The following is a 25,464-nucleotide window of genomic DNA, read 5'->3' on the forward strand; positions in this document are numbered from 1 at the left end:
CCTGCTCGGCACACCGATGAAACCGATGGTGACCCACTGATTTCCAACCGACGCACCGGCGCCCGGTTACTCCAGTACCGGGCGCCCGTCCGCTGCCGCGATTCACTCGCCGGGATCGACCAGGCACAGAATCGTCGGATCGGGTTTCGGGTAGACGACCGCGTTGTGGGCGTCGGTCGCGTCGCCGCACGCGGTGGGGTCGGTGGAGCCCTTGATGATTCGGCCGATCTTGAAATAGGTCAGTTGCGCCTGGTGCCCACTCTGCGCCGCGGCAGTGCCGCAGTCGACCGGCTGCGCCGAGTTGTCGAGGCTGTTCTGGGCCACGCATTCGCCCTCGCGCACCTGCAGTTCCAGGCACAAAGTGGTGTTGCGCATGCCGCCGATGGAGCGCACGGTGTCGTAATCGGTACCGGGACACGAGCCGCCACCCGGATCCTTCAGCACCACGCCGACGCGGTAGATCGTCGTCGGGTCGTCACAGGACACCGCCGTCACGTCGACCGTGGCGGGCCCGCCGCTGACCTTCACACAGTCACCGGCGGACACCTTCCGCAGCGGATCACGGCCACTGTCTCGAACATGGCCATGATCGGTGACGTGCTGCCAGCCGTACACGACGGTAATCGACAGCGCCAAGCCGACCAGACCGCCGACCCCACCCAGCCACCTCCGGTGTCGCCTCGGTGGCTGCGGCGGCCACGGGGGCGGATAGCCGGTGACGGGCTGCCGCGTCGCAGGCCCATAGCCCTGCGGCGCGTGATGATCGGACGAACTGGTCATGAAAAGCCTTCTTGCTCACTGATTGTGGATTCGGATGAGCGCGAGCGGACTCCGTCACGAAACCTGCGCTCGCACATGAGTTTTACTTACCACTAGGTAAAATTCAAGGTCCTTCAGGGCCGGTGAATCCTGCGCGGGATCTGCCTGAACACTTGCTCGACGGCGCCGGCCTCGAAGTCGCTTCCCGGGCCACGAGGTACCCGTCCGGCCACCCGACGAGTTGCGAGCCACACTGCCGCACAGCCGACAGTGGCGATCCCGCCCAGCCCGGAGGGAGATTCGGTTACGGAGCGGCGGATTCCAGACGGGCGTCGATGGATTCGATGCTCTCGCCCCGGCCGCGCGGGCGAAAGGTCACACCCACGAGGCCGGACATCGCGGTGACGACGACCATCAGGGCCACCAGGAGTGTGAAGCCGCGGTGCAGCAGGGTCGGCACGAAGACCAGCATCACGGCGGAGGAGATGCGCGCGAGACCGAAGCTGAGGCCGATCGCTGTGCTGCGCAATCGCGTCGGGAAACTCTCCTGACACCACAGCTTGTAGTGCACCTCACCGGCCAGGGTGTTGCCGATGCCGTATGCGATGAACGCGGCGACGAGCACGGGTGCGCTGGTGTCTACCACGAGCAGCGCAGTCCAGGACAAGGTTTGCGTGACCGCGCCCGCGACGAATATCGTTGTCCGAGCCCGGGTGTCCATCAGCGGCATCATCGCCAGCACCGTGATCGCGATGAGCGGGACCACCAGCAGCGAGGCCCCCAGCGCTCGGGACGAGTCGAGATGGCCCACGGTCTCGAGAGCGTAGAGGCCGAAGGACCCGTAGAAGTTGGTGCCGAGGGTGACGCTGACATAGAAGACGAGCAAAAAGAAACTGCCGCGCCTCAGATTCGGCGCGAGCAGCTCCCGGGGGCTGCTGTCCGACGGCTGCCAACGCAGGGATTCGACCATGCGCCGCCGCAGCAGCCACGTGATCAGCGCGAGCGCCAGCAGGTGCGCGAAGATCGCGCGCGGCAGCTGATCACCGAGCCGGGAACCGGACAATTCCAGCCCGATCACGGCCAAAGGTCCCAGTGCCCAAAGGAATTGGGTGAAGGTCACCAGCCGCCCCCGCTCCGACGCCGGAGCATTTTCACCGACCAGCGCCAGCGCCGCCGGCACGTCCGCGCCGATGGCCAGGCCCACGATCACCACGCCGACGAACAACATGACCGGGTGGACGGCCAGCACCAGCCACAGCAACCCGGCGATATACACCAACAGGTCCACGGCGTAGACCCGTTTGCGGCCGTAACGGTCGCCGATACGCCCACCGGCGATGGATCCGAGACCGATACAGACGGTCAGCGCGGCCGAAAGAAAGCCCAACTGCCACTCCGACATTCGAAAGCTCGACTGCCAATGCGAAAGCGCCGCGGAAACGGCGATGATGGTGCCGGCGTCCAGATAGGACGCCATGCCCGCCAAGGCCGCCAGCGACCAGGGCCGCGCCACGGCAACGTGACCGGTCGTCGCGGTCATCGGCGAGCGAGCCAGGTAGCGGACTGCCGATCCAGGACGGCTGCCAGATCACCCAGCGCGACACTGTAATCGGCCACGTGCAGGCCGAGTTGTGTGTCGCCGGCAGTGCCGAGAACGGCATCGAGATCACCGCCGATCTCCAGCCACGCGGCTGAACCGTCACGGCCTGGACCGTAGCGGCAGGTGGACGTCAGCAGGCCGGGAGAGCGGGTGAAACCCGTTGCGGTGCTCGGCACCCGGTAGTCGCGGAGCACCGCCGTCAGGTGCCCGGCGGGCGCGATATCGGTGCCCTGCAGCAGATTCCGGGTCGGCATGACCGTATCGAGTGGGGTGCGCGCGGCCGGATCGGCGGTGTGGCGCAGCGCGGCCGGATCGACGCAGGCGATGCGATGGCCGGGGGCCGAGCTCCAGGCCAGGCTCTTCGACCCCGGCTCGTGCCCCGCAGCGTAAGCGGAATAGGCGATGACGCATCCGGCCGGAACGGGTGCGCTCGCGCCGCACAGCGGCAGGTGCTGGAAGGTGGAGTCCGGGTCCGCGCCGCCGCCCGTCGGACGATCGTCGGGCACCTGCACCTTTCCGCCCAGTAGCACCGCGCTGACCAGGTGTGCAGTGGTGTCGGGCCGCCCGTCGATCCGGTCGCGAATCAACTGTTCCAGCGCCACGCTGCCTTGCGAATGGCCGAGCAGGATCACCCCGCGCCGGTCGCCGCCCGGCCCGACATTGTCGTGGGCCCAGTAGTCGTCCCACGCCGCGAGCACGTCGGCGAATCCTGGTCCGGCGTAGCCGTCGGAGCCGGTGGCCACATGCTGAGCCAGCTGCGGCAGGGTGTCCTGGCGGTAGAGCGGGGCGAACATGCGGCAGTGACCGAGCAGTGGCCCCACCTGTGCGAGCAACACCGCGAGTTCCTCGGCCCGAGGCTGCGGCCGATCTCCGGTCACGGGGTTGGGCACCAGGTCGACCGTGGGATAGACGTAGAAGCAGTCCACGCCCGGAGGTGCTGAGGCGGTGGCGGTTTCGTCGCCGAGGTCACTGTGACCGACGGTGGTGACGGATAGTGCGGCTCGGCTGCCATCCGGATACCGTGCCAGCCGGGGCTGGGCCCCGGGCCTGCCGTCGGCATCCTGGTCGCAGGGATCGACTGCCATGCCGGGTCTGCACAACCACACCGTCCCGGTCGTGGCGTCGGGTGGGGCGGCCACGGCCATCCCCGATACCGAGCCGACCGCGAGCGCGGCCGCCGTGATCATGCGGATCACGTGTCTCATCGGATACTCCAGACGATTTCAGAAGCGCGCGGTGAACTTTCCGGCAGCGTGCGGGGTCGCCGTACCCGACCTGTCGACGATCTCCACCGGAACCGGCGAGTCGACCACGACACGGTTGCCGTCGATCTCCACCGACACGACGCCGTACGGCGTGGGCGCGGCGCCCGCTGCCGCGGTCAGCACGCCGGGACGCGGCGCGATGCGGACCCGCGTGAATCCGGGTTCGGCCGGGGTGATGCCGAGGGTGTAGCAGACCAGATCCCGGGTGGGCGTGGCCGACCAGCCGTGACAGTAGGATCCACCTTCCCAGCACTCCCGGAACGCGGTCGGGGCATCGGCGCGCAGGCGGTCCCAGTCCAGGCACAGTTCCGCGATCCGGTCGGCCGCACCCAATCGTGCGATGGCGTCGTGCACGACATAGCGGAAGAACGGCTGCGCCCCGACCACCGAACGCTCGGTGTCCCAATCGGGTTCGGGTCGCACGGACACCGGCTGACCAGCGCTGGGTCCCCGTGCGTCGCCGCCGTGATCGGCCAATGGGCTGGCGGTGAACATGGCCGATCGATCCAGCAGCAGCCGCAGGATCTCCGGCTTGCGTTCGGGCGGGACGAGATCCGCGCAGACCGCCGCCGCCGCGACGTGCTCGCTCACCGAGGTGCCACGGTGGCCATCGACCAGATTGTCGCGATAGGCGTGCCGCCCCGGGTCCCAGAAGGACTCGAACCCGCGGAGCAGGTGATTGTGGAAGGCGGCCGCCCAGGTGGCCCGGCCATGATCACCGACCCAGCGCGCCATCTCGGCGAAATCCCGTAATCCGCGTGCCAGCAGAGCATTCAGTGCCGCGCTCGCGCCGGATACCTGCACCGGCGACCAGTCGATGAGGACCCACGCGGGCACCTTCTCCACGAGACCGGCAGGACCGCGATAGGGCTCGAAATAGCGCAGGATTCCTTCGGCGGTAGGCAACAGACCGCCGACCAGTTCTCGATCGCCGGTGTAGCGAAACAGGTTGTGCACGGAGCGAATCCAGTGCAGCGACCAGTCCGGAATCGTCGGCACCTGCGTGGTCGCGAAATCACCGGCTACCACCATCGGCAGCAAACCGTCTGCGCGCGGCTGCGCCGCCAGCTGCGGGTTCCACCGAGCCAGCCGCCAATCCTGGTTTGCGATCAGATCGACGGACTGATGCACCACGGCGTCCCCGGTCCAGGATCGCTGTTCCCTTGTCGGGCAATCGATGTAGGCATCGTGGGAGGTCAGGTCCACGGTGCGCAGACCCGTGCGGTAGACGGCGTCGAGGCGTGGGTCACTGGAGTCGAACGGGGCGACCGGGTCCCGAGGGCGCAGTAGTTCACGGATCCGGAGCGCGACCGGCGTCGTCGCGTCCTCCAGTGCGAGCACGAGGTAGCGTCCGCCGACCGAGTCGGCCGAAAGATAGGTGTCAGCCGAGCCGCGGGCCACGTACCGGAATACCGGCGCACTGTCGAGCGCGGCCACTGTGGGCACCTCGAGCAGAGCGCCGTCGATGACCTGACCACGGGCTGCCTCGAAATGCAGTTCCAACCTGCCGCTGACGATCATCGCGAAATCGGCGATCAGCAGCGCGCGATCGCCGCCCGCCCCGCCCAGGGCGGCGGCCAGGGCGGCGCGTGGATCATCGCCGGAAGGCGGGGCCGCCCTTTTGTCCATGACTGTCGCGGTGTGGATTTCACCGGTCAGGGCCGGAATGGGCCTGGGCCGCAGCACGCCCCACGGTTCGGTGGGCGGCCGCGTCCCACCGCGCGGGCCGACCACCGAGGACTCGGCCAGTACACGCGCAGACGACCAGGAAGAATCATCGAAATCCGTTGCTGTCCAACGCGGTTCCAGTAGACGGGCATCAAGGTTCTCGGGCAGCTGGGTCAGCAACATGCCCGGCGGGTGACCGGGACGCCAGGCGTCGCCGGTCGCGAACCGCCACGAGGGGTCGGTCCCGATGATCTGCTCGCCGAGCCGGACCTCCGCCACCAGGCCGCCGCCACCGATGGTGAAGCTCGGCGGCGACGGCTCCCACCACGGCACCGGATGACCGTAGAAACGGGCGAGTACCGCGACCGTGTTGCCGCCCTCGCGCAGTGTGTGCCGAATGTCGTACTCGTCGAAGCACAACTGGCGCGGCCCGTGCCGCACCGGCCCCGCACCGATGTCGATTCCGTTGACGTACAACCGATACCGGGAATCGGCGGTGATTCGCACCGTGGCCCGGGCGGGCACGCTCGCCAGCTCGAAGCCCCGCCGGAACAGTACCCGCTGGTCGAAGCGACTCGAGTCCAGGGATCCGTACGGCTGCGCCTGACTGGGTCCGCCCAGTGCCGGGCGATCGGACCAGATCCACTGTCCGGTCCAAGTATCTCGCGTGGTCGCCACACCCAGAGTTTTACTTACCACTCGGTAAAACTCAAGACGATGTTGTAAGAAGAACCCATGAAACCGCAGCCGACAGCGCCACGCCGACGAGGCCGCAAGGAGCGCGCCGACGGCCGTTCCCGCCGTGAAGAGCTGCTCCAAGCCGCGGCCACCCTTTTCGCCGAGCGCGGCTACCGCGACACCAGCATCGCCGACGTGGCCATGCGAGTCGGCGTCACCCAGCAGGCCCTGCTCTACTACTTCGGCAGCAAGGTCGGCCTGCTGCACGCGGTGATCGACGCCCGCGACGACGAAAGCCTCCGATTCGCCGAGGAACTCGCCGCCCTGGGCGGCGTCCGCGCCCTGGACAAACTGCCCGACTTCGCCCGCCGCAATATCGCCGACCCCAACCTCGCTCGCCTGTTCGCGGTCCTACTCGCCGAGAACCTCAACCCCGGCGATCTGGCCCACGACCACTTCGTCCAGCGCTACCGCAACCTGCGCGCCGTCGTCGCCGCACTCGTCGAGCAGGGCCAGCACACCGGCGACTTCTCTCCCACCATCGACCCCACACTCAAAGCGATCGAAATAGTCGCCTTCATCGAGGGCGTCAATACCCAATGGCTACTCGACCCCGACTCGATCGACCTGCAAGCCGTCACCGACTCCTTCACCCGCGACCTGATCCGCACCCTCACGGCCAATTAGCCAGTAGGGCAACCCTATTCGAGGCTTGAAAACCGATGAGACGATCAGCCCGGGCCGGTCGCATCAGGCCAGTTGCCCGGCCGAAATACCGCAGCAGCCGGTGATGGGCGGGGCCATCGGATGGCGCAGACAACTCCGGGCCGAATCCGCCTGATCTCCGATAAGGATTCAGATCGATCGTTGCAGGATCTTCAGCAGTTCAACGCAGAGCTTCTCGTCGATGCGGCCCTCCTGACCCGTGGCGACGGCGAGATCCGCAGTGTGGACGACGACTTCGGTCAGGTGGAACAGGCCGCGAAAGATCCCAGCATCTCGCCGAACGGACAGCGCCGTTGCGCAGGGCCGTCGCTGCGCACCACACCGCCAGGATGAAGCCACGCAACGACAACCCCGTCCGGTAACTACCAAACAACGGACGGGATGGCGGGTGGCCAGATCGCCGAAAGCCATCGGCAGTCCCGATTGCCCGAGCCGACGAGTCTCCGACCCGCCGGGGCGGTTGATTCGTTGAGAGGAGGTCAACGATTCTGTTGTTCGGCGTCTGCTGCGATCCAAGCTGCGATCTGCGCGCGGGAGGTGAATCCGAGTTTGGTCAGGATGTGTTCCACGTGCCCCTCTGCGGTGCGTTGGGCGATCACAAGTTTGGCGGCGATCTGCTTGTTTGTGAAGCCTTGGGCGATGAGGTCTGCGACCTGCCGCTCACGCTTGGTCAGCTCCGCAAAAGGAGCCGACGTGAGTTTCATGTCTGCGGGCTGCTCGCCGAGGGCATAGGCCACGGCTGCGTCCATTCTCATCGTTTGGCCGTGCCGGAAGGCCGATTCGAATCCGCGGACACCCAGGGCGGATCGCATCAGCTGGACACATTCGTCGTGACGCTGCCGCATTATTGGGACGATGCTCGCAACGTCACCCGCCGACCGGTCCAATTCGTGCGCGGCCCCCATAAGCACGGCCGCACGCTCGGCGTCGCCGTCCGCGCAGGCCGTCCAGGCCAGCGACTCCAGACTCACCGCGGCGACAACTGGGCTGCGCATTCGCTGGTTGACGCGCAGGGCATTCGCGAGCAGCTCGATTGCCCGAGACCGCTCACCTTGCTGCCAGACGGCAACACCTATGCCCCACAACGCTGTCGACTGGAAGAGTAATTCGCCGCACGCTTGGGTGATGGAGAGCACTTGCCGGTGATACTCGATCGCCAGTTGCGTGTCACCGGCCAGCTCGTGCACCCAACCGAGCAGGGTCAAAGCAGCAAGATAGAGATATCCTCGCCGATCCGGACTGAGCACTTCGACGGCGCGTTCGAGGGAGGAGGATGCACGGGCGAGCTCACCGCGGTAGAGCGCCACGGCGCCGGCGGCGTGGGCGATCAGAGCTTGGGTCATCGGAGTGGGGTCCTGGTCGGCGAGCACGCGTCCCCGTTCCACCAGGATCGACGCTGCTGGCAAATCGCCCTGCATCGCTGCCAGGAAGCAGCCTGCATAGAGCGCTTTGACACGGTCGGGTATGGATTGCGGGGCTGGGTGGTTCAGGACCCGGTTGATCCAGAGCCGAGCTTCGCCGTATAGACCTGGGAAACTCCAGAACATATATAGTGCGGCGGCAGTCTGTAGTCCGGCTTCCGCCGCTGCCTCGGAGTCTTCCGCCAGGCAGTGTTCGAGCGCGTCGCGTAGATTCGGTAGTTCGCGTTCGAGCCTGGCGAACCAGTACGGCTGCCGGTCGCTGATCCACCCCGCCTCCGCCTCCAGCGCTAGCCGCCGATACCAGTCGCGGTGCTGGATTCGTACAAGCTGATCCTCACCGGACTCATGTAACTTCTGCCGACCGAACTCCTGCACCGTCTCGAGCATTCGAAACCGCACCACGCCGTAGGATTCGTCTCGGATCAGGATCGACTTGTCCACGAGTGCGGACAGCACATCGATCGGGCTGTCCGGTGCCAGGTCGGTGCCGCAGATTTGTTCGACGGCGTCGAGTTCGAAGCCTCCAGTGAACACTGACAGTCGCGCCCACAGCCGTTGTTCGGCCGGGGTGCACAGCTGATAGCTCCAGTCGATGGACCATCGCAGGGTCTGCTGGCGTGTGGGTGCGGTGCGGCTGCCGCGTGTCAGTAGGGCGTAGCGGTCGTCGAGGCGTTGCAGGATCTGTTCAGGGGACATTGTCCGCATCCGGGCTGCGGCGAGCTCAATCGCCAGTGGTAGTCCGTCCAGCCGGGCGCAGATCCGGGCGACGTTGTCTTTGTTGTCGTCGGTGAGTTCGAAACCCGGCACGACTGCGGCCGCGCGGTCGGCGAACAAGGCGACCGCATCGTAGCGGGGCAGTCCGCGCAGCGGCGTTTCCTGGTTCGGGTTCGGCACGGTCAGCGGCGGCACCCGCAGTACCGCCTCTCCGGCGATGTCGAGCGGTTCGCGGCTTGTGGCCAAGATTCGCAAATGTGGACAGGCCTGTAACCAGGTTTCGACCGACTCGGCCACAGTCGCGACCAGGTGTTCGCAGTTGTCCAGGACCAGCAGCGACTTGCGTGTGGACAGGAATTCGACCACAACCTTCGGCAACGGTCGCGCTGAATCGTCGCGCAGTCCCAGACTGGCTGCAATCACGCCGACGAGCAGAGCGGGGTCGGAAATGTCGGCCAGTTCGACTAGCCATATCCTGTCGGCGAACTCCCGGCGCGCAGTCGTCGCGGCCCGCAGAGCCAGCCGGGTTTTGCCCACCCCGCCGATGCCGGTCAACGTCACCAGCCGGGCCGAGGACAGCAGATTCTTCACCTCCGCCAGCTCGGCGCGGCGGTCGACGAAACTAGTCAACTCCAGTGGCAGAAGGCTCGCGGTGTGACTACCCGCTGCCGCCGTCGGGGAACGCCACCCCGAGGTGGCGGGTTTCCGGTCCCGGTACTCGCGCTCGGGTTCGCCGTGTAATGCCATCTCATCGACGGCGAATCCATGGTTGTGCTGTGCTTGCCGGAGTGCCTCCCCCAGCGCGGTCGGCGAGGGCCGCTGATGCGGGTCGCGGTTCATCGCCGTCGATACGATCATGGATATGTCGGCAGCGATGCCATGTTCGCGCAGGTCCGGCACGGGCTGGGTGGTGATCCGCAGGAACTGAGTGACCACGTTCTCCCCGCTGTGCCGTTCAAACGCCGCATGCCCGGTCAACGCACAGAATAGCGTCGCACCCAACCCGTACACGTCCGCAGCCGGCGTGGGAGCCTCGCCTTCCAACACCTCCGGGGCAGTGAACGCTGGGGATCCGGTCAGGGTGCCCGAGGTGGTTTGGAATCCGCCGGTGATGCGCGCGATTCCGAAGTCTGTCAGAGCAGGCTCGCCGTAATCAGTGAGGAGGATGTTGCCCGGTTTCACGTCCCGGTGGAGGATGCCCAGGCGGTGCGCGGTCTCCAGTGCCCCGGCGATCTTCACCCCGATCCACAACACGGTCTCCACCGGCAGCGGACCCTGCCCACGGATGCGAGCGTCCAAGGAGTCCAACGGGTGATACGGCATCACCAGATAGGGCCGTCCACTCGCGGTAGTGCTCGCATGCAATATCGTGACGATATTCGGATGACCCGTGAGCCGGCCCATAGCCCGCTGCTCCCGGAAAAAACGCGCCCGACTCTCCGTGTCCAGCTCGACGGTCAACACCTTCACTGCCACCGTCCGGTCCAGCTCCGCCTGGGTACAGCGATAGACCACACCGAAACCGCCCCGCCCGATCTCCTCGGCATCCTCGAACCCGGCCGCGGCCAATTCCTCCGTGACCGGCACTGACATGTCACGGATCGTTCGGAACGGATCCCGCTCGTTCATCGGCTGCCCATATCCGCCGGTGTACCCGGCACCTACCGAGATGCGTTAACTATTTGTTAACGGACAGCGTATCCCCACCGAACAACGGCTACCAGAAATGTGAGATTAGGGGGCAGAACCGTGCAATGCGGGCAAGTAACGGGCCCTCCGCGCCCATCACCACGAAAGCCATCAACAACGGGACCGCAAACGGCAATTCGGTGAATGCGCGGAGCAGGATCCACCCAGCGAGCGGCGATCCGGGCTCGGCCGGGTTGCGCAAGGATGCGGCGACCCCAAGGAGTGCAGCCATGATCGGGGTTGGAATCGTTGGCAGTAGACCCCCGCACACCCCTCGAGCGGTCAGCGATCTGTCGGGCGGGGCTGGGCTCGTCGCTGTCGCAGTGGTCTGGGCACGTGTGGAGCTCCCGGGTCCAACGACCGGAATGACCGTGCTAGAGGAGCTGCTTTCTACACCAGCGTAGGTGGCTGAACCGGGCGCGGTCGACGTTATCACGGACATGCTCTGCCCCAGTCGATTCGCCCGCAACTCGGGCTATTCAGAGAATGGTGGTGGGGCTGGGCTCTGGCCAGGGTTTGGTCCAGTTGCCTGGTGGGATCCTCTCCAATTCGGCTGCCCACCAGCGTGACCGGCGTGGCTCGAAGTAGCGGTGCCCTCCCCGTACACGGACACCGAAACCTGCGTCGTCAGGAATAGGCGATGACCGTCATCATCGGGATGGACCCGAACAAACACGGGGGGCTTGCGGAACTGTTGGGCTGCAGCCTGTTCCACCAACTCGGGTTGGCACAGCTGGAGTTGGCGCAGTCGTTGCAGGATCTGGGTCGTCGATCCTGCGTGACGGCCGGCGCGGCGCCGTGCCGTGGCGATTCGGGTGCGGATGAGCGTGGCTGCGTGTGCTGGCGTGCGGTGCAATGGCGAGGATGGCGCGTGTTCGGGTTTGGCGAGGTTGGTGGCGGTGCGAGCAGTGAAAGCGGCCAGGAACGTTGGGTAGTAGTCGCGCAGTAGCGCCCGCAGTTCATTGACCGTTCTGGTGCGCCGCCAGATGGCGTCTTGTTGTGCTCGTCGCATTCGAACTGACCGCCTGGATGCAAACCCTGACTCCATACGACCACGACGCCCGCCGCTGAAAACCGAAAACCCCACGGCTGCGGCTGTTCTCGATCTCCACCCGCCTGGCCCGCCACGTCCACCTGCGGTTGTCGACCCACAATCCGTGGATTGGCCTCGCTGTCACCGCCACCGCTCGCCGGACAGCGACCTGACCAGAACTAATTCACCCGACAACGATCGAAAATCCCACCGGGGCCCGTGGAGATCCAGCCAGCCCCCTGAAACGGGCCGATCAACCACACCCACCGAACCGGATACGATCGGACAATCCCAATCCCAATCAGAACACGATCACGCCGGGCCGAAGGCCCGGCGTGACATCGAGGTTACTACTGACTCGCTATTTCAGGGCGTTCTCGGCGGTACCCCCGGAGATAAAGTCCACAGGTCCCAAGCCTTGGGCCTTGGCCAGTTCCTCCGTCAGGTAGCGAAGCGCCGCAGCATCAAGGATCGAGTGGTAGCTTCCATCCTCGGAGAAATTGACATTGGCACCCTCGACGCGCACGAGAATAACTGTGTCCTCGCTGTTCGATTCAGGGCAGACGAAGGTATGTGTGGATGCTGCGGGCTCAAAAAGGTAGGAGCCGGCCGTTTGTGGCTGTTCCGGATATTCGAGGTAATACCACTTGCCCGACAAGGTATAGACCTCAGCAATACCGGTGTGATAGTGGAGTGGAATCACCGCACCGGGCGAGAAGGTCGCCAACACCAGCCATACGCCGGCTTCGACGTCCAGTCGCAGGGGCTGAAAATGCACTCCGGAGCCTAGTGCATCCCTGATCAGCGGCGTTCCATTGACGTTTACCGTCAGAATCTCGGTCTGAGGCAGAGCGACAAAGGGAAGAAGCGCTCCGCTCGACGTCCGGATGGGACCAGGAAAATTCATGTTCAACCTCTCTCATATTTCTCGATAATGAATACGATTGCGAATCTCGAATGAGCGCGAGAGCCTTCCGCGCATCGGAATGTCAAGTCGTGACGATCAGCGCGCCGATCGAGCCCCCCTTTCAGCGCCGCATGATCCCTTGCTCACGCGCGAAAGAGAGTATCTGGCGACGGCTGCTGCTCTTCAAGAGTGCACGAAGAATCGCTTTCAGACCGATCTGACGGAGCAGACCTACCCGGTCGATCTCGTCCCAGTGTTCTACACAGATTCCGTCCTTGATCCGCCAAATATCAATCGAAGTCATTTCGACGTGCTTGCCGGTCGGAGCTATACCGATGAGTGGCCCGGTGTGCGTACCTGTCATCGAAATTCTGGCGACAACCTTATCGCCCTCGGCAACAATATCGTTGATCACCATCCGCCCATCGGGAAATGCAATCTGGAGGATGTCCGCCATGCGCTTGACCGGCTCACGGCCGTTGGGCGTCGGATTATGCTGAATATAGTCGTCGGACATGAGGGAGTCGAGCAATCCGTGGTTTGCCACAGAGAATGCCTCCATGAGGCGCACCACCACATCCTTGTTGATATCTTGGATATCCAACGTCACAACTTCCTTCCCTGCGAATGATTCTTTCCGGTTATTGGAGGGCAGCCGCAAAATCGGCAAACCTGTCGGCATCACGCAATGCCGGCCCGTGCCCGAAGCAGACCAACTCCGGACCGAGCCCGGCCAGCCTGGCAATGGATTTGCGATTGCCCCGAGGATCCGCCGTCAAGAACTCGAACGGTTCCCGCAATCCGCGGACTCCCGTGAACGGATGGTGGCCGCTCGCAACATCGCCGAGCAGAAGAGTTCGGTCCGACTCGCGCCAGAACGCCAAGTGGCCAACCGTGTGTCCAGGAACTTCGAGGACTTCGAAACTCCCGACCCGATCACCCTCACGAAGCCGCCTGTCGACCGCCGCCGGCGGACCGCCCTGGAGGTGGCTCAATATCCTGGGAGCAGGATGATCCGGAAATCGGTCGTACATCAGCCCGAGCGTCTCGACCGCTGCAGCATCAGCATGACCGACCCATAAAGGGATTCCCAATTCCTCGCAAATTCGCCTGCTCGCCCCGAAGTGATCGGGATGCGCATGCGTTACCGCATGCGCCCGAATATCAAAACGCGCTATGTCACGTAGTATGCGTCGGCCGCTGAACCTGGTTCCGGCATCGACGAGAATGCCGTCGATTACGTAGGAGTTGATAGAGTGCCTCGGATACCCGCAAATCTGGTATACATCCTCGGCCAGTTCGATGATCATCGCCGTTCCTAAGTGTTCAGGCTACTGGATTTATCAAGCTGGCAACCGTGGTGCGCGCGAGATGATCCGATTCAAACCTCTCGACAACACGTCGACGAATGGCAAGAGCAGGTGCAGTGCGCCTGTGAACCATCCATCCGTACTGACGAGATTTACGCTGCATATCCCGGACTCGTTTGTACCTGCTGGTTTGGAAGCGATGCAACGCGTCCGGAATTTCGGTCGAGTTGACCAGGATTCGAGCCAGTGTGATCGCATCCTCGATCGCCATGGAACCGCCCTGCCCGAGGTCGGGGGTCATGGCGTGCGCTGCGTCCCCGATCAGAACTACTCGCCTCGAGATCCATTTGGGCAGGACTACCTGCTCGATATCGCCGTAATGAATCGCATCCTCATCCGGATTCGAATCCACGATATACCTGGCCGGTCCCTTGAAATCGCCGAACAGTTCACGCAGGAGATTCATGTTCTCGGACGGATCCCGCACAGCGCCGCGAGCGGAAAGAAAAGTAGAGTACGAATACAGGAGATCTTCACCGATTGGAAGTATCCCCATTCTCCGACCACTACCCCAGAGTTCGCACATACCTTCGAACCCCTGCGGTCGCGGGATAACCACCCGAATCGCGCAGTAGCCCGCATAATGGCGATCAACCTCTCCGAAGACCAGTTTCCTGACCTTTGAATTCCGCCCGTCGGCGCCGACGACGAGGTCGTACTCCGCGCTGGTCCCGTCGCTGAATTCCGCGACAACACCCTCGGCGAGCTCCCTCAATGCGGTCACAGTGATCCCGAGTCGCGGACTATTCTCGAGCGAGCCGGCGAGGACGTCGTGCAGAGCCCCGCGGTGTATCCCGGTGGTCGACGTTCCATAGACATCCGCCACGGAGCCGAACCGGAATCCGTTCATGCGGTTTCCATCCGAGTCCAGGAGAGTCACGCTGTTGAGCTGAACCCCACGCTCCTGGACCGCATTCCCCAATCCAATGGAGTTCAACGCCAGAACTCCGTTGAATCCGATCGCAATTCCAGAGCCGACCGGGCGCCATTCAGGCGCGAGGTCGATTACATCAGCGGAAGCGCCGTGACGCTTCAAAGCGGCAGCAAACGTCAATCCCGCAATCCCGCCACCGACAATCAAGATCCTCTGTGGTATCGCCACCAATACTCCTTCAGCAACCAGCCTGCTTTACTACACTCGTAGCAGTTCTTGCTACAGTTGTAGACCTACTTACTAGGGCTGTCAAGAGTGGATGGGATACTGACCTCATGCGACAGAGTTCAGATGTCATCGACCGCCGCGCCCGACTGCTCGACGCCGCAATTCAGGTGATCGGCACGAAGGGCCTCGCAGCGGTCACGCACCGGTCGGTACAGGAGACCGCCGGTGTACCGCATGGGGCTGTCACTTACTACTTCGGTACCCGTAACGATCTGGTGGTTGCCGCAGTCGAGCGCCTCGCCGAACTCGACGAGAAGCGCCTGACCGACCTGATGCACGAGCTGATGCTGGTACTGGCCCGCCGCTCACCCGAGCCGGACTACGACTTGCTTCAGCAGGCTCTCGTCGAATGGATCGAAAGTGACCCGATCCACCAAATCGCAAGGTACGAGGTACTACTGGAAGGCACCCGGAATCCTGCGGTTCGAGCCGCCGTCAGCAGCGGCGCTGCCGCGATGTGGCGTGCGGTCAGGCCGATCGCCGTTGCAGCCGGTTCCGACGACCCCGATCAGGACGCCCGCATTATCGTCGCACTGCTCGACGGCCTGATCTTCGATCGATTCACCCGCGCACCCGACGATCTGACTCCCCTGCGCCATGGGCTGGAGCGCGTGCTGAATACCTGGCGTCCGTAGCAGACTGCTGTCGTCGCGCCGCGGGACGCGAATCCGATCCGACCGCGGCGGTCATCGACTCGCAGTCGATCCGCGCCGGCGAAATTGCCGCAGCGCCATCCGATTTCGATGCAGCGAAGAAAGTGGCGGGCCACAGAACGCGATGTCATCGTCAACAGTGTGGGCCTGCTGCTGATTGTGCTCACCGGCGCGAGCACCCCAGGACCGCGACGACGCCCGGCCGGCCCTGGGACAGCCGCCGGAACCGTTCAACACCATCGGCCTCATCCGGGCCGACGGCGCCTACGTCGGCGGCGTGCGCGCGGCGATCGACAAAAGCTGATCCAGCAGGAGTCGACGCCGGTCGAGATCGGTTGCGACGCGGCAGCCCAACATCCGGATGGACCTGCGTCGGGGCTCAGCGCTCCTTACTCACCGCGCCCCGTCTCTTCGCGCGCTGCCCATGAATCACGGCCAGCGCGTGCTTCTGGGCGAGTATGGCCAGGGCCTCGTTCAGTTCGTCGAACAAGGTGCCGGCGGCCTCCCCGTTCCATGCCGGGGGCAGTAGTGACAATGGGAGACCGGGGTCACGGTAGGGCAGCCGGCGCCATTCGGTCAGTATCGGGACGTAGAGCTGGAACGCTTCCTGCGGGGCGATATTCGTCGCGGTTACCTGGTAGAGGACGGGCCGATACCGCTGGAGGAAGTCTGTGTACAGCTGAGTGAGCTCTGGCAGATTCCACCATTGACGCACCTTCGCGCGCATGTCACCGAATCCGAGGTGGCGGCCGGTGAACATGTCGACGTAGCCGGACAACTCGCGACGGTCCAACATCTGACGGGTCTCCCGGGCCAGTGTTCCGGGGCCGACCCAGACGCCCGGTGCCGCGGTGCCGAAGCCGAGCCGGGTCAGGCTCGATCGGAGCGCGTGGCGTTTCTCGCGCTCCGACTCGGGCACAGAGAAAACGACCAGAATCCAACCGTCTTCCTCGGATGCCCTGGCGCGATGGAAGATTCTCACATCGCCTTCGGCCAACGCCTCCAGCGTCGATTCCGAAAGGGAGTATCCGACCGCACCGGCGTTCTGCTCGCTCAGTAGTACGCCGCGTCGCTTGAGCCGTGATATGGAGGATCGGACCGCCTGGGCATCTACTCCCAGATCTCCCATCAGCGCGATCACCGACGCCGTGGACAGCCAGTTGCCTTCGGCACGCGCGCACAGACCGAAGATGGTGATGATCAACTGAGCGAGGCGAGCTTCTCGTCCGCGCACATTCGGCACCACTTCCAGCCCTGTCGTCATATTTGCACCATACGTCCCCCGGGTCACGAGGCGCGAATCATTCCCTCCTGCAAGACAGTTGCCAGGTGACGCTGGTCGCGGTCGTAGAAGCGACCGATTCCGACGCCGCGCCCGGCGTCAGCGGCGACCGCTTCCTGTACGTAGAGCAGCCAGTCGCCGACCCGGCCGGGGCGGTGAAACCACATCGCGTGGTCGAGGCTGGCGGTGACCAGGCCGGGCCGGGCCCATGGCAGGTCGAGCACTCGCAGGACGGGTTCGAGGATGGTGTAGTCACAAACGTAGGCGAGGGCGGCGAGGTCACGCTGGGTATCGGTGAGGCCGTCGACCGGGCGAAGCGGGTCGAATGGTTTCACCCACACCGCTTGGTGCGGTGCCTTCTTTCCTTCAACCGTCAGGTATACCGGGCCCGGTACGTGGCGCATGTCGAAGCTCCGGCCTTCGGACCAGTAGGTTTTCGACTCATCGGTCATGGTCCCGCCGTGACGGTCGGCGAGATATCGCGCGGAGCTGGGCAACTCGTCCGGATCGGGGACTGGAGTCGCGATGTGCCCGGCGAAGGTGCCGCCGGATTCACCAGCTGCGAAGTTTGCCAGGCAGACGTAGACCGGCCTGTCGTTCTGATAACCCCGAACCTGGCGGGTGCTGTAGCCGCGCCCATCTCGCAGCAACTCGACCTCGTAGCGCACTGCCGCCCCGATATCGGCAGGGCGGAGGAAGTAACTGTGCATCGAATGCAGCGTCTTGCCATCGGTCACGGATCGCATCGCCGACGCCGCCGCCTGAGCCACCAGATCGCCTCCGTACGCCTTGGGCCATGGACATGGCTGCGTGATGGCATCGAAGGCCAGATCGAAGTGCTGCGGCTCGGTCGGCGTCAGCGTGACCGCCGCAGTGAAGATCGCGGATGTGGTCGGGGTTTCGGTCTGCATCGATCCGTCCGTTCAGAGCGTGGCCGGCAGTACGAACTGCGGCAGCAGTTATATAGAGTCAACATTTCGATCGTCACAAACAATCTACATTATGCGACAAGGTGGTGGCCACGCGACGGCAACCACGGCCGCCCGGACGATCGGTGGATGAGCGCCCCTGTCGTTCAGGAGAAGTCGGGATGATCGGCGGCGATTCGGTAACCACCGGAGTGGAAGACCAGCGGCTGACCATGACCGGTGTCGAACTGCTCGACCTCGCCGATGAAAATGACATGATCACCGGCTTCCACCCGCTGTACGGTCCGGCACTGGAAGCGGGCGATGCTGTTGTCCAGCAATGGAACTCCCGCGATGCCGTCGTGGTGGGCCACACCGGCGAACTTGTCCGGCGCGGGCGTGGCGAACTGCCGGGAGAGTTCGTGCTGGTCGACGGCGAGCACGTTCACGGCGAAATGAGACGCCGCGACAAGGTCGGGCAGACTCGGCGCCTTCTTGGCCGGGCACCAGGCGACCAGCGGTGGATCCAGCGAGACCGAGGTGAACGAGTTGGCGGTCACCCCGACCTTGCGGCCGTCGGGTGCGCGTGCGGTCACGACCGTGACACCGGTCGCGTACAGCCCGAGGGCATTTCGCAAGGCCCGCGGGTCGACCGCAGTCGATTCGGACCGGACCACATCGAGCACGCGCTCGGCGTCGGACCGGTCGAACCACCAGTCGTGCACGGCGCTCGGGTCGTCGAATCCAGCCGCGAACAGCCCGGCCACCGCCGGCTCGTCCGCGGCGATCCGCACGAAATCCAGTACATGCTCGGGGATCTCGGTGAGCATGCGGTTGGTCCACGCCACGGACCACCGCCCCCAGTTGCGCCAGAAGGATTCGAATACCTCGTGCATCCACTCGGTGTCGAACGCCTTCGCGCCGTGCCGTAGTACCGCATCGAGGTAGATACCTGCCGCATGGACCGCGTTGTTCGCGCCCTGCGCGGTCAGCGGATCATTGAGCACCACCGCGTCGGCCAGGCCCAGCACCGGATGTCCGGACGCGGTGAAGGCCACCGGCCGGCGCACCGTGGGCGTCAACCGGCCGCGCAGCACACCGCCGTCATCGGTCAGCTCGATGTCGCGGGCTCGGGCCGCGATCTTCGGAAACGCGTCGTCGAGGACCTCCACGCATCGTCGCAGATGCTCCTCCGGCGTCTTCACGTTGTCGAAGCGATCGATCGGTCCGCCCGGGATCGCTTCGACGACCAGGATCGAGCACGGGCCGGAGGTGGTGAGCGCGGGCAGCGTGATCACTTCCCCTGCCCCCGGCATCACCGAGATGGTGAGGTCGGCGCCGGAGTCGTCGGGCAGCAGTCCGCGCACGTACGCCACGGCCAGCGCCCGCTTCGGACGGTCGTACGGCGACCGTACCCGATCGCGGACGAACATCCGGCCCAGGTCTCCGGCGCCGGTCGCCACGATGGTCAGACTATGGTGTGCCGCAAGGGAATCCAGACGTTCCACGGTGACGTCCTCGACGTGGAAGCTCCCGCCCTCGGCGATGAACGCCTCGATCAAGGCGGCGCAGGCCACACGCTGGTCGATCGAGTACGCAGGCGTCTCGAACGCCGAAACCACTTCCCCCACACCGTCGATGCTCAGTGCAAGACGGTCGATAGCGGGGGCATCTTCCTCGACGTCGACGATACGGCTCAGGACCCGTAGGGCCGACCCGAACAGGCATTGACTAGACAGCACCGAACCGGTCCGGACCTCGTCGGGGTGGCGGTCGCCGATCAAGGTCACCGTGCAGCCGTGGCGCCGCAGCCCCAACGCCAGCAGGGCTCCGGCCTGTCCTGCCCCGATGATGGCGATACGGTGGGGTTCCCGGGCGTTCATGCTGCCGGGGCGAGGTCGTCGAGGTACGACCGCGCGCTGTCGGGGTCCATGAACCAGTGGAAGAAGTCCCGCGGGTCGTCGAAACCGTTCGCGAAGCGACGAGCGATACGCGGACTCGTTCCGGCCGCGCCCAACATCGCCAGCGCGTGTTCGGGTGGGGGAACCAGTAGCCCGTTGGTCCAGGCCACCACGTACTTCGCGTAGTCCCAATACCTTTCGAACGTGTCGTGCATGAACTGCCGGTCGAAGGGGCGCTCGTCGTGCTCGAGGATGCTCGCCAGATAGGAGGCGGCACATTTGGCGGCGTTGTTGGATCCCTGCCCCGTGATGGGGTCATTGAGCACGACGACGTCGGCCATGCCCAGCACGGGAGCTCCCGAAGGAAGCACCCCGATCGGCCGGCGCACGGTGGGTGGGAAGCGACCGGTGAGCACGCCGAGGTCGTCGGTGAGCTCGAGGTCGCGGCAACGTTCGGCCTCCCACGGCAGATAGGTGTCGACGATCTTCTTCGCGGTCTCGAGGTGCTGGTGCGGGTCGGTGACACCACCGAAGCAGTCCATCGGACCGCCGGGCACACCCTCGATGACCATGATCTCGCACGGCCCGGTCGTGGTCAGCGCCGGAAATACGAAGTACTCGCCGATTCCGGGAACCATATTGAACGACACCGCCGAATACGGTTCGCGGGGTGCCATGCCGGTCACGTACGTGAGCGACAACGCCCGTTGCGGTCGGTCGAATGTCGAACGGGCCGAGTCACGTTCGAACATCTTGGCAATGTCACCCTTGCCCGCCGCCACCAGCACCAGGTCGGACTCGCGCGCATATCTCTCGAGGTCGTCGAGGCCGGCATCGTGGATGTCGAGCTGACCACCGCGGTCTTCGAATTCGCCCATCCAGCGTGGCATCTTCACCCGCTGGTCGACAGATTGCGCCGGAAGGTCCAGCCGGGAAGCCCAGGAGATCGCCTTACCCCCTTTGTCGTCGGGAACGGTGAACGCGATGCCGTCCACATCCGGACATCCCTCGGCCCAGAAATCCAGACGGAGCGCATGTTCTCGGGCCAGCGAGCTGCCGAACATGCACTGGCTGGAGGTCACCCGGCCGGTGAAGATCTCTTCGGGGGTGCGGTTCGACACGATCCGGACGTCGTATCCGGCATCCAGCAGACCCATGCCGAGCTGCAGGCCGGACTGACCGGCACCGATGATGGTGATGGTACGCATTGTGTTCCTTTGATTTTCGGGTTCGGGTCAGTGCGCCGGAGCGCTCTCGGCGGCGAGCCGCGGGATGGCACTCGCGGTCTGCTCCGGGCCGAGAGCGGAGTAGCCGCCGTCGACGGCCCAATCGGCGCCGGTGACGAACGACGCCGCTTCGGAGGCAAGAAAGGCGATCACACGACCCACCTCGGATGGGTCGCCGGTACGGGCGAGCACGTGGAAGGGCGCCGCGACGGAGTCGGTGTGCGCGCGGTCGCCGGCGGAGAGCTCGTCCATGATCTTCGACCAGGTCCAGCCCGGGCTCACCGAATTGACCCGGATACCGTCAGCGGCGTAATCCAACGCCATGTTGCGGGTGACCTGGGCGATAGCGGCCTTGCTTGCCGGGTACACCCACCGACCGGCCTGCGCGACCTTCGCCGAAATCGAGCTCAGGTTGACGATCGCTCCGCGACTCCGCGCCAGGTGGGGACGGGCGGTGGCAGCGAACAGCACCGCGCTGACCACATTGACGTCCAGGGTCCGCAACCAGGTCGCCCGGTCGGTGTCGGCGCCATCGTCTCCGTACGAGCAGGCCAGATTGACCAGGACATCGAGCGATCCGAACCTCTCGACCGTCGCGCTGACGCAACGCCGGATGGACTCATCGCTGGTGATGTCGGTCCGGACGAACGCGGCCCGGTCGAACTTCTCGGCAACCGCAGCGCCGCCCACCTCGTCGATATCGGCTATCACCACCTGCGCGCCCGCGGCGACGAGCTCGGCGACGACACCGGTCCCGAACAGGGTGGCGCCACCTGTGACGATCGCCGTTTTCGTGGACAGTGAGATTGAGGTTGACATGCGGCCCTCCGAACAACACCCGCTAATGTGACCCGAGTCACGGTAAGGAGCGGCTGGATCGTCGGCTATCCCGCAAACGCGGAGCTTGTCCGCACAGCGTCGATCCACCGGTTCTCGACACGCATGACGCTGGAATAGCACAAACTGATAACGCGCAATCATGACGATGGTCAACAAGACGATATGTGCGCGTGTGCCGCCTGGAGGAAGCATGAACGATGATGAGCGCCCGCTCAGCCGATACCGCCTAGCGGTCTCCAGCGACCCTGACGTCGTACGCGACACCGTCGGCCAGGCCTTTTGCGACCACCGGCTGTCACCGCTGAGCCGCAGTACCGGACTCGACGCACACTTCAACGGCCTGCGCTGGAACAGCGTGGGCGTGTACTACCTGGAGTACGGCACCGATGTGCGCATCGACCCGCGCGACCTCGACGACTTCTACCTCGTCCAGGTCCCGCTCGTCGGTCGCGCCACGATCACCGTTGGAGCCGAAAGTTTCACCTCCACATCGGAAGTGGCCTCGGTACTCGAACCCGGACCGCGGGTATCGATGTCGTGGGAAGGGGCGAATCGGCAACTGCTGCTGCGCTTGGATCGCGCATCGGTTCACGACGTGCTGCGCAAGAAGCTCGGAAGGGAACCGACCACGCCCCTCGCATTCACCCCGCGGATGGATCTCACGACCCCGGCCGGCCGCACCTGGAGCGGGCTGCTCGAGCTGTTGACCGATGCCGTCGGCTCGGCCGAGATCCCGGAGTCCATACCTGTCCGGGAATTCGAAGGGCTCCTCGTCAGCCAGCTGCTGCTCGGCCAGCCGCACAACTACCGCGACGAGCTCGACCGGCGACCACAGCCGACCGTGGCCCGGCCCATCGCGCAGGCCGCGGACCTCATCGAAGCCCACGCCCATGAACCCCTCACCATCGACGACATCGCCGAGGCAATCGGCGTGAGCACACGCACGCTCCAGGACGGCTTCCGCCGCTACTACGACACGACACCGATGGCATACCTGCGCGATGTACGACTGCGGCGCGTGCGGACCGACCTGCTGGCGGCCGATCCGACAACCGCCACGGTGACCGATATCGCGATGCGGTGGGGATTCCTGCACCCGGGCCGTTTCTCGATCCTCTACCGCGATCGCTATGGCGAATCACCGTCGCAGACGCTTCGACTGGAACGTGACCGCACCGTCCGGAAATAGCCCACACCTCGAGGCAAATCCCCCGCCCGTAGCCGGGCGGGGGACGTAGACAGATCCTGCGTGAAAGTCCTCAGCGACTCACACCGACGTCCGGCTGCCAGCGGCGCCGGAGGGTCGTTGCCCCTTCAGCAGCGCGGATCAACTGAAGACGAGGGGGCGGACCATCGGTGCGGCCGCTGGGCGGTTGGCGGTTGCCGGCGCGGAAGGGCGCGGGCCATTCCGCTGCCTCGCCGACATACTGCTGGTCCACCGCGGCGTGCAGTGTCCACTGCGGATCCCACAGGTGAGCACGGCCGATCGCCACCAGGTCCGCACGCCCGGCGAGCAGGACCGAATTGACGTCGTCGTAGGAGGAGATGGCACCCACCGCCACCACCGAGATGCCGTGGGGCACACCGACCTCCTGCCGGATCCGGTCCGCGAACGGCGTCTGATAACTGCGCCCGAACGCAGGCTTCTCATGCTTGACCACCTGGCCGGAGGACACATGCAGCACATCGGCTCCGTGTTCGGCGAACGCACGAGCGATCTCGACCGCGTCGTCGACGGTGTTGCCCCCCTCCGCCCAGTCGGTGGCCGAAATGCGGACCGACAGTGGCCGATCCGCGGGCCACACCGCTCGGATCGCGTCGAAGACGCGCAGCGGGAAGCGTAAACGGTTCTCGAGTGAGCCGCCGAAATCGTCGGTGCGCTGATTGGCCAGCGCGGAGAGGAAAGAAGACAGCAGATATCCATGCGCACAGTGCAGTTCGAGCAGATCGAACCCGGCGCGAGCGGCCGCCTGGCCCGACCGGGCGAACTGTTCGGTGATCTCGTCCATCTCCGCGCACGTGATCTCGCGCGGGGTGCGACTGTCGGGTCCGTACGGGATGGCCGACGGGGCGACGGTGTCCCAGCCGCCGGAGTCCAGCGGGTCGTCGATGCCCTCCCACATGACCTTGGTGGCGCCCTTGCGGCCGGAATGACCCAGTTGCACACCAATCTTCGATCGGGAATTGGCATGCACGAAATCCACGATCCGGGCCCACGCCCGCTCTTGTTCGGTGGTGTACAGCCCCGCACAACCGGGCGTGATGCGCCCCTCGGGCGACACACACACCATCTCGGTCATGACCAGCCCGGCGCCGCCGAGCGCCTTGCTGCCCAGATGCACCAGGTGGAAATCGGTGGGCACGCCGTCGACGGCGGAATACATGTCCATCGGCGAGACAAGGATCCGGTTGGGTAGCTCGATTCCCTTGAGCCGCAAGGGATAGAACATGGGCGGACGTGTTTCGTCGCCGATCACCGTGGCGTTCTGCGGCGTATCGTCCTGGATCGAGAGGTACCACCCGTCGATCCGGTTCACGAATCCGTTGTCACGCAGCCGCAGGTTGTCGTAGGTGATGCGGCGACTGCGCGTGAGAAGATTGAAAGCGAACTGATCCGGCGCTTGATCGGTGTAGTTGCCGATCGCTTCGAACCACTCCAGGCTGGCCTGGGCTGCCCGTTGAATGGACTCCACGACGGGCCGTCGTTCCTGCTCGTACTTTTCCAGGCCAGTTGCGACGGAGTCGTTTTCGTGCAGACAGGCGGCGAGCGCGAGGGCATCTTCCATGGCCAGTTTCGTGCCCGAGCCGATGGAGAAGTGTGCGGTATGCGCGGCATCGCCCATCAGCACGACATTGCCGTGCCGCCACGTCCGGTTGCGGACCGTGGTGAAATCGATCCACCGCGAGTTGTTGGCCTGCAGACCGTGGCCGTCCAACTCGTCGGCCAGGATCTCCGCCAGTAGCGTGATGGACTTCTCGTCGTTCTCGCCGGGCAAGAACGCGCGCTCGGCGAACACATCGAAACCGGCTTTCCGCCATACGGATTCGTGCATCTCCACGATGAATGTGCTCTGCTCGGCGCTGAACGGATAGCCGTGTACCTGCATGACCCCGTACGGGGTGTGCTTGATGAAGAATTCGAATGCCTCGAACACCCGGTCGGTGCCCAGCCACATGTACTTGTTGTGCCGCCGATCCAGATCCGGGCCGAACACATCCGCGAAACGGGTCCGCACCACGGAGTTGAGACCATCGGCCGCAAGCACCAGATCATGGGTGGCGGACAGCTCCTGCACATCCGGCGCGAGCGTGCGGAAATGGATGGTGACACCCAGATCGGCGCATCGCCGCTGCAAGATGCGCAGCAACTCCTTGCGGCTCATCGCCGCGAACCCCTGGCCGCCGGAGGTGCGGACCTCACCCCGGTAGTGGATATCGATGTCGCTCCAGCGGGCGAACTGCTCGCTCATCGCACGATAGATCTCCTCGTCGGCATGCTCGATGCCACCGAGGGTCTCATCGGAGAACACCACACCGAAACCGAAGGTGTCGTCGGGAGCATTGCGCTCCCAGATGGTGATGTCGTGGGTGGGGTCGAGTTGTTTCATCAAGGCGGAGAAGTACAGCCCCGCGGGCCCTCCGCCGATCACGGCGATACGCAT

The 25,464-nt window shown here is 64.8% G+C and carries 20 protein-coding genes; 5 read left to right on the forward strand and 15 right to left on the reverse strand.

Features of this window, described 5'->3' with window-relative positions:
• Positions 1–102: 102 nt before the first annotated feature.
• The 4 genes from ABZV44_RS34255 to ABZV44_RS34270 form a co-directional block, all read right to left on the reverse strand.
• Entirely contained in the window at positions 103–780 is a 678-nt protein-coding gene (locus tag ABZV44_RS34255; RefSeq protein ID WP_354845689.1) for a hypothetical protein, read from the reverse strand.
• Positions 781–1,063: 283 nt separating this feature from the next.
• Positions 1,064–2,299 carry an MFS transporter gene (locus ABZV44_RS34260; RefSeq protein ID WP_354845692.1) on the reverse strand — a complete coding sequence of 412 codons (1,236 nt, stop codon included), beginning with the start codon at positions 2,297–2,299 and terminating at the stop codon, positions 1,064–1,066.
• Positions 2,296–3,564, reverse strand: a complete 1,269-nt coding sequence (locus ABZV44_RS34265; protein WP_354845695.1) for a DUF3089 domain-containing protein — start codon at positions 3,562–3,564, stop codon at positions 2,296–2,298. Before ABZV44_RS34265 ends, ABZV44_RS34260 begins: the two co-directional genes overlap by 4 nt.
• An 18-nt stretch (positions 3,565–3,582) precedes the next feature.
• Positions 3,583–5,970, reverse strand: a complete 2,388-nt coding sequence (locus ABZV44_RS34270) for an alpha-L-rhamnosidase N-terminal domain-containing protein (protein WP_354845698.1) — start codon at positions 5,968–5,970, stop codon at positions 3,583–3,585.
• Positions 5,971–6,027: 57 nt separating this feature from the next.
• Between ABZV44_RS34270 and ABZV44_RS34275 the strand changes: the two genes are divergently transcribed.
• Complete coding sequence (locus ABZV44_RS34275) at positions 6,028–6,657, forward strand: TetR/AcrR family transcriptional regulator (protein ID WP_354845700.1); 630 nt, start codon at positions 6,028–6,030, stop codon at positions 6,655–6,657.
• Between the two features lie 120 nt (positions 6,658–6,777).
• Positions 6,778–7,029, forward strand: a complete 252-nt coding sequence (locus ABZV44_RS34280) for a hypothetical protein (RefSeq protein WP_354845703.1) — start codon at positions 6,778–6,780, stop codon at positions 7,027–7,029.
• Positions 7,030–7,175: 146 nt separating this feature from the next.
• Here the strand turns inward: ABZV44_RS34280 and ABZV44_RS34285 are convergent, their stop codons facing one another.
• Positions 7,176–10,460 carry a protein kinase gene (locus ABZV44_RS34285; protein ID WP_354845705.1) on the reverse strand — a complete coding sequence of 1,095 codons (3,285 nt, stop codon included), beginning with the start codon at positions 10,458–10,460 and terminating at the stop codon, positions 7,176–7,178.
• A 700-nt stretch (positions 10,461–11,160) separates the two neighbouring features.
• Here ABZV44_RS34285 and ABZV44_RS34290 point away from each other — a divergent pair.
• Positions 11,161–11,469, forward strand: a complete 309-nt coding sequence (locus ABZV44_RS34290; protein ID WP_354845708.1) for a hypothetical protein — start codon at positions 11,161–11,163, stop codon at positions 11,467–11,469.
• Between the two features lie 445 nt (positions 11,470–11,914).
• Here ABZV44_RS34290 and ABZV44_RS34295 read toward each other — a convergent pair whose 3' ends face one another.
• From ABZV44_RS34295 to ABZV44_RS34310, 4 genes are all read right to left on the reverse strand, one after another.
• The gene (locus ABZV44_RS34295; protein WP_354845711.1) at positions 11,915–12,460 is read right to left on the reverse strand and encodes a 2,4'-dihydroxyacetophenone dioxygenase family protein; all 546 of its coding nucleotides are present in this window, start codon (positions 12,458–12,460) and stop codon (positions 11,915–11,917) included.
• A gap of 121 nt (positions 12,461–12,581) precedes the next feature.
• On the reverse strand, positions 12,582–13,070 hold the full coding sequence (locus tag ABZV44_RS34300) for an ester cyclase (RefSeq protein WP_354845714.1): 489 nt from the start codon (positions 13,068–13,070) through the stop codon (positions 12,582–12,584).
• 31 nt (positions 13,071–13,101) lie between these two features.
• Positions 13,102–13,770: an MBL fold metallo-hydrolase gene (locus ABZV44_RS34305; RefSeq protein WP_354845717.1), complete on the reverse strand. Its 669-nt coding sequence runs from the start codon at positions 13,768–13,770 to the stop codon at positions 13,102–13,104.
• Positions 13,771–13,786: 16 nt separating this feature from the next.
• Entirely contained in the window at positions 13,787–14,932 is a 1,146-nt protein-coding gene (locus ABZV44_RS34310; protein WP_354845719.1) for an FAD-dependent monooxygenase, read from the reverse strand.
• Positions 14,933–15,039: 107 nt separating this feature from the next.
• On the opposite strand from ABZV44_RS34310, the gene ABZV44_RS34315 reads away from it, so the two are divergent.
• Positions 15,040–15,627 (forward strand): TetR family transcriptional regulator, encoded by a 588-nt coding sequence (locus tag ABZV44_RS34315; protein WP_354845721.1) that lies wholly within the window; start codon positions 15,040–15,042, stop codon positions 15,625–15,627.
• A 397-nt stretch (positions 15,628–16,024) separates the two neighbouring features.
• Here ABZV44_RS34315 and ABZV44_RS34320 read toward each other — a convergent pair whose 3' ends face one another.
• The 5 genes from ABZV44_RS34320 to ABZV44_RS34340 form a co-directional block, all read right to left on the reverse strand.
• Positions 16,025–16,849, reverse strand: a complete 825-nt coding sequence (locus ABZV44_RS34320) for a PaaX family transcriptional regulator C-terminal domain-containing protein (RefSeq protein ID WP_354845724.1) — start codon at positions 16,847–16,849, stop codon at positions 16,025–16,027.
• A gap of 83 nt (positions 16,850–16,932) precedes the next feature.
• A complete protein-coding gene (locus ABZV44_RS34325; protein ID WP_354845726.1) occupies positions 16,933–17,838 on the reverse strand; it encodes an acyl-CoA thioesterase domain-containing protein in 906 nt (301 codons plus the stop codon).
• A 164-nt stretch (positions 17,839–18,002) separates the two neighbouring features.
• Positions 18,003–19,718: a flavin reductase gene (locus tag ABZV44_RS34330; protein ID WP_354845729.1), complete on the reverse strand. Its 1,716-nt coding sequence runs from the start codon at positions 19,716–19,718 to the stop codon at positions 18,003–18,005.
• Positions 19,715–20,944: a styrene monooxygenase/indole monooxygenase family protein gene (locus tag ABZV44_RS34335; protein ID WP_354845732.1), complete on the reverse strand. Its 1,230-nt coding sequence runs from the start codon at positions 20,942–20,944 to the stop codon at positions 19,715–19,717. Before ABZV44_RS34335 ends, ABZV44_RS34330 begins: the two co-directional genes overlap by 4 nt.
• A 27-nt stretch (positions 20,945–20,971) precedes the next feature.
• The gene (locus tag ABZV44_RS34340) at positions 20,972–21,781 is read right to left on the reverse strand and encodes an SDR family oxidoreductase (RefSeq protein ID WP_354845735.1); all 810 of its coding nucleotides are present in this window, start codon (positions 21,779–21,781) and stop codon (positions 20,972–20,974) included.
• Positions 21,782–21,992: 211 nt separating this feature from the next.
• On the opposite strand from ABZV44_RS34340, the gene ABZV44_RS34345 reads away from it, so the two are divergent.
• Positions 21,993–22,991: an AraC family transcriptional regulator gene (locus ABZV44_RS34345; RefSeq protein WP_354845738.1), complete on the forward strand. Its 999-nt coding sequence runs from the start codon at positions 21,993–21,995 to the stop codon at positions 22,989–22,991.
• Between the two features lie 70 nt (positions 22,992–23,061).
• On the opposite strand, the gene ABZV44_RS34350 is transcribed toward ABZV44_RS34345, so the two are convergent.
• Positions 23,062–25,464, reverse strand: coding sequence for a bifunctional salicylyl-CoA 5-hydroxylase/oxidoreductase (locus ABZV44_RS34350; RefSeq protein WP_354845740.1), 2,403 nt, complete (start codon positions 25,462–25,464; stop codon positions 23,062–23,064).

This window comes from Nocardia sp. NPDC004860 (assembly GCF_040609015.1).
In the GTDB taxonomy this organism is placed as follows: Bacteria; Actinomycetota; Actinomycetes; order Mycobacteriales; family Mycobacteriaceae; genus Nocardia.

Bases quoted from the DNA above. Each gene is read 5' to 3' on its own strand.
- ABZV44_RS34295 (WP_354845711.1), bottom strand. From the start codon at position 12,460: ATGAATTTTCCTGGTCCCATCCGGACGTCGAGCGGAGCGCTTCTTCCC.
- ABZV44_RS34255 (WP_354845689.1), bottom strand. From the start codon at position 780: ATGACCAGTTCGTCCGATCATCACGCGCCGCAGGGCTATGGGCCTGCG.
- ABZV44_RS34265 (WP_354845695.1), bottom strand. From the start codon at position 3,564: ATGAGACACGTGATCCGCATGATCACGGCGGCCGCGCTCGCGGTCGGC.
- ABZV44_RS34305 (WP_354845717.1), bottom strand. From the start codon at position 13,770: ATGATCATCGAACTGGCCGAGGATGTATACCAGATTTGCGGGTATCCG.
- ABZV44_RS34345 (WP_354845738.1), top strand. From the start codon at position 21,993: ATGAACGATGATGAGCGCCCGCTCAGCCGATACCGCCTAGCGGTCTCC.
- ABZV44_RS34325 (WP_354845726.1), bottom strand. From the start codon at position 17,838: ATGCAGACCGAAACCCCGACCACATCCGCGATCTTCACTGCGGCGGTC.
- ABZV44_RS34280 (WP_354845703.1), top strand. From the start codon at position 6,778: ATGGCGCAGACAACTCCGGGCCGAATCCGCCTGATCTCCGATAAGGAT.
- ABZV44_RS34315 (WP_354845721.1), top strand. From the start codon at position 15,040: ATGCGACAGAGTTCAGATGTCATCGACCGCCGCGCCCGACTGCTCGAC.
- ABZV44_RS34285 (WP_354845705.1), bottom strand. From the start codon at position 10,460: ATGAACGAGCGGGATCCGTTCCGAACGATCCGTGACATGTCAGTGCCG.
- ABZV44_RS34275 (WP_354845700.1), top strand. From the start codon at position 6,028: ATGAAACCGCAGCCGACAGCGCCACGCCGACGAGGCCGCAAGGAGCGC.
- ABZV44_RS34350 (WP_354845740.1), bottom strand. From the start codon at position 25,464: ATGCGTATCGCCGTGATCGGCGGAGGGCCCGCGGGGCTGTACTTCTCC.
- ABZV44_RS34330 (WP_354845729.1), bottom strand. From the start codon at position 19,718: ATGAACGCCCGGGAACCCCACCGTATCGCCATCATCGGGGCAGGACAG.
- ABZV44_RS34290 (WP_354845708.1), top strand. From the start codon at position 11,161: ATGACCGTCATCATCGGGATGGACCCGAACAAACACGGGGGGCTTGCG.
- ABZV44_RS34260 (WP_354845692.1), bottom strand. From the start codon at position 2,299: ATGACCGCGACGACCGGTCACGTTGCCGTGGCGCGGCCCTGGTCGCTG.
- ABZV44_RS34335 (WP_354845732.1), bottom strand. From the start codon at position 20,944: ATGCGTACCATCACCATCATCGGTGCCGGTCAGTCCGGCCTGCAGCTC.
- ABZV44_RS34340 (WP_354845735.1), bottom strand. From the start codon at position 21,781: ATGTCAACCTCAATCTCACTGTCCACGAAAACGGCGATCGTCACAGGT.